General features: G+C 69.5%; 9 protein-coding genes. 2 read left to right on the top strand and 7 right to left on the bottom strand.

Annotated features, from left to right (window positions below):
• Nucleotides 1–261: 261 nt before the first annotated feature.
• From AB0M48_RS18120 to AB0M48_RS18095, 6 genes are all read right to left on the bottom strand, one after another.
• Nucleotides 262–1,110 (bottom strand): hypothetical protein, encoded by an 849-nt coding sequence (locus AB0M48_RS18120; RefSeq protein WP_363842914.1) that lies wholly within the window; start codon nt 1,108–1,110, stop codon nt 262–264.
• An 885-nt stretch (nt 1,111–1,995) separates the two neighbouring features.
• Complete coding sequence (locus AB0M48_RS18115) at nt 1,996–5,736, bottom strand: ABC transporter ATP-binding protein (RefSeq protein WP_363842911.1); 3,741 nt, start codon at nt 5,734–5,736, stop codon at nt 1,996–1,998.
• A 26-nt stretch (nt 5,737–5,762) separates the two neighbouring features.
• Nucleotides 5,763–6,638, bottom strand: a complete 876-nt coding sequence (locus AB0M48_RS18110; protein ID WP_363842908.1) for a hypothetical protein — start codon at nt 6,636–6,638, stop codon at nt 5,763–5,765.
• Nucleotides 6,638–7,591: an ABC transporter ATP-binding protein gene (locus AB0M48_RS18105; protein ID WP_363842905.1), complete on the bottom strand. Its 954-nt coding sequence runs from the start codon at nt 7,589–7,591 to the stop codon at nt 6,638–6,640. The genes AB0M48_RS18110 and AB0M48_RS18105 overlap by 1 nt, the downstream gene beginning before the upstream one ends.
• A 22-nt stretch (nt 7,592–7,613) precedes the next feature.
• Nucleotides 7,614–8,051, bottom strand: a complete 438-nt coding sequence (locus AB0M48_RS18100) for a hypothetical protein (protein ID WP_363842902.1) — start codon at nt 8,049–8,051, stop codon at nt 7,614–7,616.
• On the bottom strand, nt 8,051–8,233 hold the full coding sequence (locus AB0M48_RS18095; protein WP_045312139.1) for a hypothetical protein: 183 nt from the start codon (nt 8,231–8,233) through the stop codon (nt 8,051–8,053). Before AB0M48_RS18095 ends, AB0M48_RS18100 begins: the two co-directional genes overlap by 1 nt.
• A gap of 360 nt (nt 8,234–8,593) precedes the next feature.
• Between AB0M48_RS18095 and AB0M48_RS18090 the strand changes: the two genes are divergently transcribed.
• Together AB0M48_RS18090 and AB0M48_RS18085 are read left to right on the top strand one after the other, a co-directional pair.
• Complete coding sequence (locus AB0M48_RS18090; RefSeq protein ID WP_363842899.1) at nt 8,594–10,042, top strand: MFS transporter; 1,449 nt, start codon at nt 8,594–8,596, stop codon at nt 10,040–10,042.
• Nucleotides 10,043–10,051: 9 nt separating this feature from the next.
• On the top strand, nt 10,052–10,735 hold the full coding sequence (locus AB0M48_RS18085) for a TetR/AcrR family transcriptional regulator C-terminal domain-containing protein (protein WP_363842896.1): 684 nt from the start codon (nt 10,052–10,054) through the stop codon (nt 10,733–10,735).
• A gap of 72 nt (nt 10,736–10,807) precedes the next feature.
• Here the strand turns inward: AB0M48_RS18085 and ald are convergent, their stop codons facing one another.
• On the bottom strand, nt 10,808–11,920 hold the full coding sequence (ald, locus tag AB0M48_RS18080) for an alanine dehydrogenase (RefSeq protein WP_363842893.1): 1,113 nt from the start codon (nt 11,918–11,920) through the stop codon (nt 10,808–10,810).
• Nucleotides 11,921–12,073: the final 153 nt, after the last annotated feature.

Raw genomic sequence — 12,073 nt, 5'->3', positions numbered from 1 at the left:
CGGTAGTCAGGTTAGTCCCCCTGGCCCGGGCCTTCACACGCTGGAGGCACATGGCAAGGAGTGCTCTGTCACAGGATCGATCAGGACGGCCCTGTCGTCACCCGCAGTTGAGCAGTTCTTGATGTGCGTCTCACATCGTCGCCTCCCTTTCGAGCAATGCTCACAAGCTGTCGGACGGGCATACGCGCCGGGAGCACTGATCAGTTCACGATAGGTACATCGCGGTCGCCCTGCGGATTGATCTTGTGCAGCTCGTTCTGTTCAGCCCAGTGAACGCCGGATCGAAGCCGCCATCGCGCTGACGAACCTGGTCCTGGTGTCGTCCGGGGTCCGGTCCAGCGACAGGTACGGGTTCAGGTCCTCCAGCTCGACCAGCAGCAGGTCGCCCTGCCGGGTGCGGCAGGCGTCGACGCGCTGGATGCCGTGGTCCAGGTCGTTCCAGTCGACGAACCGCTGCGCGAACTCCAGATCCTCCCGGCTGGGGACGTACGAGCGGAGTTCCCAGCGCTTCGCCGGGTCCGGTGCGTTCAGGGCGTACTGGAAGTCGTGGTCCACGAAGTAGAACGACACCTCGTACCGGAAGTCGATCCTCGGTTGGACGAGGACGTCCGCTTCGTCGCGGGCCTTGTTCTCCAGGTTGCTCTGGAGATCTTCGCTGGAGACGAACTCCAGGCCGTGGGAGTCGGCGCCGGCCTTGGGCTTCACGACGTACTCGGTCGCCTGGGGGAGGCGGTCGAGGTGGTCTGCGGTGCCGATCGTGGGGATGACCGGGAAGCCCTCGTCGGTCAGGTCGATCAGGTACTGCTTGCCCGCCATGTCGCCCTTGCCGGTGAGCGGGTTGTAGACGCGTTGGTTCGTGGCCTTCGCCTGGTCGCGGAAGTGGTGGTAGGCCGGGGCGTAGTCGATCACCGGGCCGCTGTTGCGGATCACGACCGTGTCGTGAGCTGGCATCAGGGCGGTGGCGTCTTCCGGGTGGCAGATGGCCAGGTCGAAGTGCTGCCTCAGGTGGGAGGTCAGGTAGATGTCCTCGTCGCAGTAGCGGCGGCCTTTGGCCGGGTAGGCCAGGTTGGAGACGTAGAGGATCGAGGGGCGGGCGCGGGCGGAGGGCATGGCGGGGGCTCCTTTGACCGTGTCGGTCTGGAGTTGGTTTCTACGGGATCGGGGCGGGTGGGGACGAGGGTTCGTGGTGGGGGCCACGGGCTTGGGCTTTCGGGGTGGCTTGCGTGGGGCTTGCCGAGGGGCATCGACGGGGTGGCTCGCGTTGGCATCCCCAGGCGCATCGCGCGGGCGGTTTGTGTTGGCTTACCCAGGCGCATCGCGCGGGTCGGCTTTTGGGTGTTGGTCGCGTTCCAGCGGGGTGGTCGACTGCCGTGCGGGTTGTCGCCTTGCGGGGGCGGGTGGGTTGGCACTGCGCGGGTCGGCTTGCGTTGGCCTGTTGCGTTCCAGCGGGGTGGTCACCTGCCATGCGGGCGGTCGCCTTGGGAGGGTGGCTGGGCGGGCAGTACCGGGCCGGTCCGGTCATCGCCGCTTCGCGACGATAGCGATTGGGGCTTGACCTTGAGCCTCTGGCGGGATGCTTAGACGGCCGGAATAGGGCCGGGCTGAAAAGCGCCCGGCCGTGCCCGTGAGGGGAGCATCCCGCCCACTCAAGGTCAAGCCCCAATCGCAGTGCGGTGGTCGCTTCATTACCGCTTGACCAGCAGACCTAGGTTCACACGCCTCGGCTTCGCCATTGCCGCTGGCGACAGGTGGCTCGGCTCCGCCGTTGCCCTTCGCGTACGGAGGGACGCCTCGGCTCCGCCTTTGCCGGTAGCCGCAAGTGGCTCGGCTACGCCGTTGCCCTTCAAGCTTGGAGGGACGCCTCGGCTTCGCCGTTGCCCTTTGCGCGTGGAGGGACGCCTCGGCTTTGCCTTTGTGTTGGCGGAGCAGGGCGGTTGCGCCGTTGCCGTGGCGGCAGGGGCGTGGCGCTTGCCGTTGCGGTTTGTGTGCGGGTGGTTACGCGGCTTCTGGGGCGCCGCCGTGGCGCCACAGGCGGGCGTAGGTGCCGTTGGCTTTTAACAGGTCGGCGTGGGTGCCCTGTTCGATTATCCGGCCGTTGGCCAGGACGACTATTCGGTCGGCCCTTGCTGCGGTTGCTAAGCGGTGGGCGACTACGAAGGTGGTTCTGGCGCCTGCGAGGTGGTCGCTGGCTGCCAGCACCGCCGATTCTGTGGCCGGGTCCAGGGCCGCTGTCGCCTCGTCCAGGAGCAAGAGGTCCGGGTTGACCAGTTCTGCTCTGGCCAGGGCCACCAGTTGGCGTTGGCCTGCGGAGAGGTGGTTGCCTCGTTCGCCCACCGGTTGGTGGAAGCCGTTCTGGAGGGTGGCGACCATGGGGAGGGCGCCCACGGCTTCGGTTGCCTGCTGGATTTCCTGTTCTGTCGCTGTGGGGCGGCCGTAGGCGACGTTGGTGGCCAGGTCGCCGCCGAAGAGGTGGGCTTCCTGGGGGACCACGCCGAGGCGTTGGCGGTAGGCGGAGAGGTCGTAGGTGCGGACGTCCACGCCGTCCACCAGGACTGTGCCCTCGGTGGCGTCGTAGAAGCGGGCTATGAGTTTGACGAGGGTCGATTTGCCTGCGCCGGTCTCGCCTACCAGCGCGACGGTTTCGCCTGGCTTCACGTGGAGCGTGACGTTGTCCAGGGCCGGGGCTTCGGCTCCCGCGTAGGTGAAGGAGACGTTGCGGAGCTCCACCTCGCCCTTCAGACGGGGTGGGACCTCGACCGGGGTTGCCGGTGGTTCGACCGTGCTCGGGGTGCGGAGCAGGTCGCCGATCCTGCGCAGGCCCACCCTGGCCTGCTGGTAGCCGTCGAAGACGCCGGAGAGTTGCTGGATCGGGCTGAAGAACAGGCCCAGGTAGAGGAGGAAGGCCAGCAGGACGCCCGGCGTCATGGTGCCTGCCGCCACCCGGTGGGCGCCCACGGCCAGGACCACTGCCTGGGCCACGCCGGAGAGCATCGCCACGAACGGGAAGTAGGTGGCGATGTAGCGCTGGGCCCGCAGGCGGGTGCGGCGGTAGGCGTCGCTGCGTTCGGCGAAGGCCTCGGCCGAGCGGCGTTCCCTGGTGTAGGCCTGGGAGACGCGCAGGCCCGAGACGTTCTCCTGGAGGTCGGCGTTCACCGCGCTGACCCGTTCGCGGGCTTCCGCGTAGGCGGTGGAGGAGAGGCGCTGGAAGAGCACGGTGGCGGCGGCCAGGACCGGGAGCACCGAGAGGGCGATCAGGGCCAGTGAGGTGTCGGTGACGACCAAGGCCGCGGTGATGCCCACGACGGTGACCAGGCTGATCACGGCGGTCACGAGGCCTGTCTGCAGGAACGTCGAGAGGGCGTCGACGTCCGTCGTCATCCTCGTCATGATGCGGCCGGCCATCTCGCGCTCGTAGTAGTCGAGGCCGAGGCGTTGCAGGTGGGCGTAGCTGCGGACGCGCAGCAGGTAGAGCAGGCGTTCACCCAGGCGGGCGGCGAAGACCGTGCTGCCCGCCGTGGTCAGCCAGCCGACCACGACCAGGCCGACGCCCAGCACCACGGCCTGCCACAGCGCCGACTCGGCGCCGCCGATCACGCCGCCGTCGATGCCGAGGCGCACGAGCGAAGGCAGGCCCATGCCGACCAGCGCGTCCAGCACCACCAGGGCCGCCACGCCGCCCAGTGCCCAGCGGACCGGGCGCAGGAGGCGGGCGAGGCGGAAGGCGGGGTCGGGGGCGCGTGGATCTTCGCCGTGCAGGAGCGGGACCTCGGTGGCAGGGGGCAGCGAACGGACCTGGGCGAGCAGTTCGGGAGTGGGCGGGCCGCCGGCCAGCGCCGCCATGCCGCTGCCCGCGCCACCTCCTCCAGCGCCGCCACGCCGTCCGGCCGCGGCCGGGGCCGAGGTCTTCGCCTCGGCGAGCAGGCGCTCGTCGAGGTCCTCCTGCGACAGCTTCGGCCACAGTTCGCCGGCCGTGACCGGCGCGGCGGACTCGATGGCCTCGCCCGGCCCCGCCAGCAGGTCGCGGTAGAGGGCGCAGCGCTCGGTCAGCTCGGCGTGCGTGCCGATGTCGACCACGCGGCCCGCGTCCAGGACGGCGATCCGGTCGGCCAGGGACAGCGTCGAACGCCGGTGTGCCACCAGAAGTGTCGTGCGGTCGGCCGTGACCGAGGCGAGCGTCGCGTGGATCGCCGCCTCCGTCGCGTTGTCCACCGCGGACGTCGCGTCGTCCAGCACGAGGATGCGCGGATCGGAGAGCAGGGCGCGGGCCAGGGCGACGCGCTGGCGCTGCCCGCCGGACAGGGTGAGGCCGCGTTCGCCGACCACCGTGTCGTAGCCGAGCGGCAGGGCCTCGATGAAGTCGTGGGCCTCGGCGGCCTTCGCGGCGCGCTCGACCTCCTCGCGCGAGGCGTCGGGGCTGCCGTACGCGATGTTCGAGAACACCGTGTCGGAGAAGAGGAAGGCCTCCTCGAACACCACGCCCACCGCGCCGCGCAACGACTCCAGCTTCAGCGTGCGCACGTCCGCGCCGCCGACCCGGACCGAACCGCTGTGCACGTCGTAGAAACGCGGCAGCAGCAACGACACCGTCGACTTGCCCGACCCCGCGGTGCCCACCAGCGCCAGCGTCTCGCCCGGCTCGACCGAGATCGAGAAGTCCTTCAGGACGGGCTCGCTGCGGGCATAACCGAAGGACACGCCGGAGAACGAGACGCCGAGCGGGCCGGACGGCACCTCGCCGGGACCGTCCGTCACGTCCGGCTGGGAGTCGATCAGCTCGTAGACCCGCTCCACGCCGGCCCTGGCCAGCTGGGCGGACACCATCAGGCTCGACAGCAGCCGCGTCGGGCCGACGAGGTTCGCCACGTACGTCGTGAAGGCCAGGAACGTGCCCAGCGTGACCTGGCCGTGCAACGCGAGCCAGCCGCCCAGGCCGAGCATCGCGACCTGGCCTAGCAACGGCAGCGCCGTCACGGTCGCGAGCGGCTTCGACGACAGCCGGGCGGCGCGCATCCGTTCGGCGAACAGGGACTTGGCGTGCTTCTCCAGCCGGGCGACCTCACGCGCCTCCTGGCCGAAGCCCTTCACCACGCGGACACCGGTGACGGTCTCCTCGACGTGCTGCGCCAGGTCCGCGGCCCGCTGCTGCGCCGACCAGGTGGCGGGGAACAGCGTCAGCCGCGTGCGGCCGGCCAGCCACGCCACCAGCGGCAGCACGATCACCGCGATGATCGTCAGCGGGATCGACAGGTAGATCATCGCCGCCAGCGCGGCCAGTGCGAACACCACCGTGCCCACGGCCAGCGGCGCCATCATCAGCAGCGACTGCACCAGCTGCAGGTCGGTGATCGAGCGCGACACGATCTGCCCGGTGCGCAGCTCGTCCTGCTTCGCGCCGTCGAGCCGCTGCACCGCCGAGAACACGCCGAGCCGCAGGTCGTGCTGCACGCCCAGCGCCAGCCGCCCGCCCAGGTAGCGCCGCAGGAACGCCGACCCGAACGTCAGCACCTCCAGCACGACCAGCGCCACCATCAACGGCCACAGCCGATCGGTGCGGCCGCCCGTCGAGTCGTCGATCGCCGTCTTGAGCAGCAACGGCCCCGCCGCCTGCAGACCCACGCCGACGACCGCGGCGAGCACCGACAGCACCACCAGGCGGGGGTGCTGCCAGCACGCTGCGGTCAGTCGGCGGATCCAGCCCTTTGTCACGGAACCCACCCTACGGTCGGGGTCCGACATAAAAGTGTGACGTCAGGAACCGCAGGTCAGGTGATGTCCTTCTGGGTCATCCGGGCCCAGCCGCCACCGAACGCGGCTGCCACCCAGGCGAAGAAGATCAGCCCGGACAGCCACCACGCCTGCGCACCGCCCGCGCCCGCGACGACCCGCAGCCAGTAGACGCCCTCCTCCGGCACGACGCCCGCGTCGGCCAGGAACAGGTCGACCGCGACCGAACCGGTCAGCCCGTCCACCGACCCGTTCGGCAGGAACCCGACGGCCGTCTCCGGCACGCCCGAGAGCCGCAGGCCGAACTGCAGCGCGTTCTCGATCACCAGGAAGTACATGATCAGCAGCACGATCACGCCGGCGGAATTCGGGATCAGCGCGCCGAGGCCCACGCCGAACATGGTCATGAGGATCGAGGACAGCACGCAGACCAGGGCGAGCATCGCCCAGCCGCCCGCGTCGGGCATCTGGCCGGAGTTGCTGGTGAGGACGAGGCCGAGCGCGGTGAACCCGATGATCGCGAGCCCGTAGATCGCGCCCCAGAGCGCGTAGACCATCAGCTTGGCCGCCATCGCGTGCACCCGAGACGGCGCTGTGAGGAACGTCGTCGTGATGGTGCGCGTGCCGACCTCGTTGGCGATCGCCAGCGCCCCGAAGATCAACGGGAACATCGTGGCGAGGTTGATCGTCCGCCCGATGCCGAGCAGGGAGAACTTCCACTGGTCCGGCGTCACGCCGAGCGCGTCGGAGAGCTGCTCCGCCTCGGAGGACGAGAAGACCTCCACGATCGACTGGCCGAGCAGGCCGGACAGCAGGCCACCGCCCAGCGCGATCAGCACGGTCGGGATGAGCAGCGCCCACCACAGCGTGGTTGTGGTGATCTTGCGGAGCTCGGCCTGCACGAGGTCGCCCATCAGGCCCACCCACCCTGCTGCTGCTGGTACGGGGCCGGCGCGTGCCCGGCGAACTGGCCGCTGGTGAGCCGGAAGAAGATCTGTTCCAGGTCCGCCTGCTCCTCCTGGATGCCGTAGACCGACACGCCCGCGCGCAACGCGGTGTCCGCGACGTGCTTGGCGTCCACTCCGGACACGGCGAGACGGCCGTCCGGCAGCTGCTCGAGCGCCTGGACACCGGCTTCCCGCAACGCCGTCGCGAGGGCGCCGATGTCCGACGGCTGCACGAAGACACGGCGTTGTTGTTGCTGGCGAAGGTGTTCCAGCGGCCCGTAGTACATCGTCTGCCCGCGCGACACGATCACGACCTGGTCGACGGTCTGCTCGACCTCGGCCAGCAGGTGGCTCGAGATCAGCACGGTGCGGCCCATGCGCGCGAACGACTGCAGGAAGTTCCGCAGCCACGCGATGCCTTCGGGGTCCAGGCCGTTCGCCGGTTCGTCGAGGACCAGCACCTGCGGATCGCCGAGCAACGCGGTGGCGACGGCCATCCGCTGCTTCATGCCCAGCGAGAACCCGCCGACGTTGCGGTCGGCGGCGGTGCTCAGGCCGACCAGGCCGAGGACCTGGTCCGCCTGAGCGTCCGGCACGCCGAGCGCCGCCGCGTACACGCGCAGGTGGTTGCGCGCCGTCCTGTTCGGGTGGAACCCCTGCGCCTCCAGCACCGCCCCCACCACGCGGCCGGGCTGACCGAGCTGGTGGAACGGTCTTCCGTTGATCGTCGCCGTACCGCTCGTCGGCTTCACCAGTCCCAGCAGCATTCGCAGGGTCGTCGTCTTGCCCGCGCCGTTCGGGCCCAGGAAGCCCGTCACGCTGCCGGGTGACACGGTGAAGCTCAGGTTCTGCACCGCGGTCACCGAACCGAACTGCTTGGTCAGGTTCTGGACCGCGATGAGGCCGCTGCCGTCATGCATGCGGCCCATCCTGCCTGAAGCGTCAGTCCGGCAAGGCGTGCTTGGGACGAGACACGACGGGCGCGCGGTGCACCACCGGCGGTTCGGCCGCCATGGCCGGCAGCTCGGTGGTCATCTCGGCCGGCGTCTCCTCCGGCAGTTCGATAACACCTGATCGAGTGAACGGGTTGCGCAACGGGCGGCGCCGTTCGCGATGCGGCAGGCCCTCGCCGATCAGGTGTTGGTGCGCCATGTTCCAGATCTGGCACGGCCATCGGCGGCGGCGCAGCCAGCCGGGACAGGCCTTGCACCGGCCGTCCTCGTCGGGCTGGTGCACCGTCAGCAACAGCCGCCAGCCGTCCGCGAGGCGGTGGATCTCCGCGCGGGCCAACGGAACCAGCGCTTCGGCTTCTCCGTGCTCCGCGACTTTGTCCAGCAGTGACAGGCGTTGCAGCACCGCGTCGCGCAGGGTCTCGTCCATCACATCTTCGCCGTGGCCTGGTCGAGCAAGGATCCCAGCCGACGTGTCTGAGTGGCGGACATCACAGCGGTCTCGCCCGGCGGCGTGACCAGCAGGACTCGGTCGTTCTCCACCAGAACGGTCATCGATCTGTCGCGCCCGAACGGGTCGTGGCAGTGGATCCATCCCTGTGGTTCAGCCATGGAATCTCCCTTCGAGGGACACCCGACTCCGTCTTCATCGGCCGAACGCCCTGCTCGCCGCACCGCGATGTCGGGATTTCACTCGTTTGCTGGAAGGGCCGGACACCGGCGGTGGTCCACTCGGGGAAACTTTTGGGTCGCGTTTCGGCGGGGGTGCTGGGCGCGGTGTGCCAGAGCCCGCTATATTTGGTCACGGCGGCCCCGCTCCCAGTGACCCCCAGGCTGGTTGAGCGCGGCCGCCCTTTAATCTCCCAGGTCCTTCCTCGTTCTTTCCTTCCGCGCACGCTCTGCGCGAAATCCTCTTGCGCCCTCCGCTCTCGTACGCTGTAAGTTGCTCGTACACCGTAAGGGGGAGGAACGATGACTTCGACGACCGAGAAGGTCGTGGCGCACCCGCATCCGCAACGCTGGGCCGTGCTCGGCGTGCTGTGCCTGTCCGTGATGGTCGTGGTGCTGGACAACACCGTGCTGAACGTGGCCATCCCGTCGATCTCGACGGGCTTGGACGCCAGCACCGCGGACATCCAGTGGATGATCAACGCCTACTCGCTGGCACTGGCGGGCCTGCTGCTCACGACCGGCTCGCTCAGCGACAGGTTCGGCCGCAAGCGCGCACTGCTGGCCGGTCTGGTGCTGTTCGGCACGGGCAGCGCGGTCGCGGCGTACGCGACCTCGTCCGAGGCGCTGATCGCGGCCCGCGGCTTCATGGGCATCGGTGCCGCGGTGCTGATGCCGGGCACGCTGGCCGTGCTGATGCAGCTGTTCGACGACAAGGAACGCCCGAAGGCCATCGGCATCTGGGCCGCCGTCACGAGTCTCGGCTTCGCGGCGGGACCGGTGATCGGCGGTGCGCTGATCAAGCACTTCTGGTGGGGCTCGGTGTTCCTGATCAACGTGCCGGTGGCGATCCTCGCGATCGCGGCCGTCGCGATGCTGGTGCCGGAGTCCAAGGACCCGGCCGTGCGCAAGCCGGACGTGCTCGGCTCGGTGCTGTCGATCGTCGGCATGGTGTCGATCGTGTACGCGGTGATCGAGGTGCCGGAGCACGGGTTCGGCTCGGCGGAGTTCGGCGTGCCGGTGGCGATCGGCCTGGTGACGATGACCGGATTCGCGTTGTGGGAACGGCACACCAGCGATCCGATGCTCGATCTCGGGTTCTTCAAGAACCGCCGTTTCACCGGCGCGGTGGCGTCGGGCGTGCTGGCGGCGTTCGGCATGGCGGGCTCGCTCTTCCTGCTGACGCAACACCTCCAGGGCGTGCTCGGCTACAGCCCGCTGGAGGCCGGCGTGCGCGTGGCGCCGATGGCGATCGCGTTGCTCGTCACCAGCAACACGTTGGGACAGCTCGTGATGAAGCTCGGCGCGGGCCGGGCGATGCTGCTCGGCATGACGATCGTCGCGGGCGGCGTGGCACTGCTGTCCGTCGGCACCACCTACCCGCCGACGCTGGCCGGGCTGGTCCTCATCGGCGTGGGTGTCGGTGTGTCCCAGCCGGTCGCGGTCAACGCGCTGATGGGCTCGATCCCACCGGAACGCGCCGGAATCGCGTCCGGGCTGTCGGGCACGCTGACGGAACTGGGCTCGTCGTTCGGCATCGCGGTGCTGGGCGCACTGCTGTCGGCGCGGTTCGTGGCCTCGCTGCCGGAGGGCGTCTCAGGGCGCTCGCTGACGGAGGCGCTGCACAGCGGTGCGGACATCACGGTCGTGCGCGAGGCGTTCTCGAACGGCATGAGCGTCAGCCTGGTCATCGGCGCCGTCGCCGTGTTCCTGGGAGGTGTTGTGGCCAGCGTGTTGCTCAGGCGTGCTTAGGATCGCTTCGTGGAGAGCGTGTGGTTCAGCAAGCCCAGGCCCGGCAGCGGCCAGCCCCTCGGCCTGAGCCGGGAGGCGATCGTCCGCAAGGCGATGGAGATGCTGGACGCGCACGGTCTGCAGAAGCTCTCGATGCGCAAGCTCGCGGCCGAACTGGGCGCGGCGCCGATGTCGCTGTACTGGCACGTGCCGACGAAGGACGCGCTGATCGAGCTGTGCCTCGACGAGGTCTACGGCGAGTTCACCCTCCCCGACACCGAGACCGACTGGGAGACCGCGGTGCGCGGGATGATGCGCGAGTTGCGTCAGCTCGCGCTCAAGCACCCGTGGTGGATTCGCGGCATCGGGGAGTTCAACACCATCGGCCCGAACGCCGTGGCGTACGCGGACGCCATGTTCGGGCCGATGATGCGCGCCGGACTGTCGACCGTGGCCGCCGCCCAGTCGATCTCCACGGTGGGCAGCTTCGTCAACGGGTACGCGATCGCCGAGGTCAACTTCATCGGCCGCGGCGGGATGGACTCGCCGCCGCCGGACATGGACAAGATCGCCGACCTCTACCGGGACAAGCACCCCAGGTACGTCGCGATGCTGGACGAGAGCGAGTTGTGGTCGCTCGAGCGCCAGTTCGAGTTCGGGCTGGACTGCGTGATCGAGGGCGTCAAGGCGAAGCTGGAGGCGCTGCGGCCGTGAGCATCGGCGCCAGATGGGCGAAACCCCCGCAGCGATTCACGCGTGCGGGGGCCTCAATCATCCAGTTGGCTTTCAGACGACGGTGTCCAGCGGCGTGTGCACGAGGCCGGTCGCCTCGGCCACCGGGCCGTTGGTCAGCAGACCGGCGTGGACGTTCAGGCCCAGGGCGAGCGAACGGTCGTCCTTGAGCGCCTTCTCCCAGCCCTTGTCGGCCAGCGCGACGGCGTACGGCAGCGTCACGTTGGTCAGCGCGTAGGTCGAGGTGCGCGGGACGGCGCCCGGCATGTTCGCGACGCAGTAGAAGACCGAGTTGTGGACCTCGTAGGTCGGCTCGGCGTGCGTGGTGGCGCGGGAGTCCTCGAAGCAACCGCCCTGGTCGATGGCGATGTCGACGAGCACCGAACCCGGCTTCATCTCGGCGACCAGCGCGTTCGAGACGAGCTTCGGAGCCGCGGCACCGGGGACGAGCACGGCACCGATGACCAGGTCGGCCTCGCGGACGGCCTGCTCGATCGCGAACGAGTTCGAGGCGAGCGTGCGCAGACGGCCCTGGAACTGGGCGTCGACCTGGCGCAGGCGGTCGACGTTGGTGTCCAGGATCTGCACGTCGGCGCCCATGCCGACGGCGATGGTCGCGGCGTTGACGCCCGCCACACCGCCGCCGATGACGACCACGCGGGCCGGGGCGACACCGGGGACGCCGCCGGGCAGCACGCCGCGGCCGCCGGAGGGCTTCATCAGCGCGAACGCGCCGACCTGCGGGGCCAGCCGGCCCGCGACCTCGGACATCGGGGCGAGCAGCGGCAGCGCGCGGTTCGGCAGCTGCACGGTCTCGTAGGCGATGGCCGTGGTGCCGGACGCGAGCAGCGCCTCGGTCAGCGGCTTGTCGGCGGCGAGGTGCAGGTACGTGAAGAGGGTCTGGCCGGCGCGGAGACGGGGGTACTCCTCGGCGATCGGCTCCTTGACCTTGAGGACCAGGTCGCCCTCGGCCCAGACGTCGTCGGCGGTCGCGAGGACCTTGGCACCCGCGGCGAGGTACTCCTCGTCGGTGATCGCGGACCCGAGACCGGCGCCCTGCTCGACGTAGACGTCGTGCCCGCGGCTGGTCAGCTCGTGCGCACCGGCAGGGGTGAGAGCGACGCGGTACTCGTGGTTCTTGATCTCGCGAGGAACTGCGATCCGCACGATGACTCCTCCGTTCGGTGGCCGACATCTCACAATGTGAGGCAGGCACAAGGTCATGTCACTGTGCTGGTCGCACTATCTGGTACCCCGATGGTTGTTCATCTGGGACAAAGCGACCTGAGCCCGGTTCGCGTTCCGCTCGACCGGCCCGCG

It is taken from the genome of Lentzea sp. NPDC051208 (assembly GCF_040682435.1).
GTDB classification, from domain to species: Bacteria; Actinomycetota; Actinomycetes; order Mycobacteriales; family Pseudonocardiaceae; genus Lentzea; species Lentzea kristufekii.
Note: the sequence above shows the minus strand (reverse complement) of the source record. Positions and strands in the feature narration are given on the sequence as shown.

Coding starts and splice junctions, on each gene's coding strand:
- AB0M48_RS18120 (WP_363842914.1), bottom strand. CDS start 1,110: ATGCCCTCCGCCCGCGCCCGCCCCTCGATCCTCTACGTCTCCAACCTG.
- AB0M48_RS18115 (WP_363842911.1), bottom strand. CDS start 5,736: ATGTCGGACCCCGACCGTAGGGTGGGTTCCGTGACAAAGGGCTGGATC.
- AB0M48_RS18110 (WP_363842908.1), bottom strand. CDS start 6,638: ATGGGCGACCTCGTGCAGGCCGAGCTCCGCAAGATCACCACAACCACG.
- AB0M48_RS18105 (WP_363842905.1), bottom strand. CDS start 7,591: ATGCATGACGGCAGCGGCCTCATCGCGGTCCAGAACCTGACCAAGCAG.
- AB0M48_RS18100 (WP_363842902.1), bottom strand. CDS start 8,051: ATGGACGAGACCCTGCGCGACGCGGTGCTGCAACGCCTGTCACTGCTG.
- AB0M48_RS18095 (WP_045312139.1), bottom strand. CDS start 8,233: ATGGCTGAACCACAGGGATGGATCCACTGCCACGACCCGTTCGGGCGC.
- AB0M48_RS18090 (WP_363842899.1), top strand. CDS start 8,594: ATGACTTCGACGACCGAGAAGGTCGTGGCGCACCCGCATCCGCAACGC.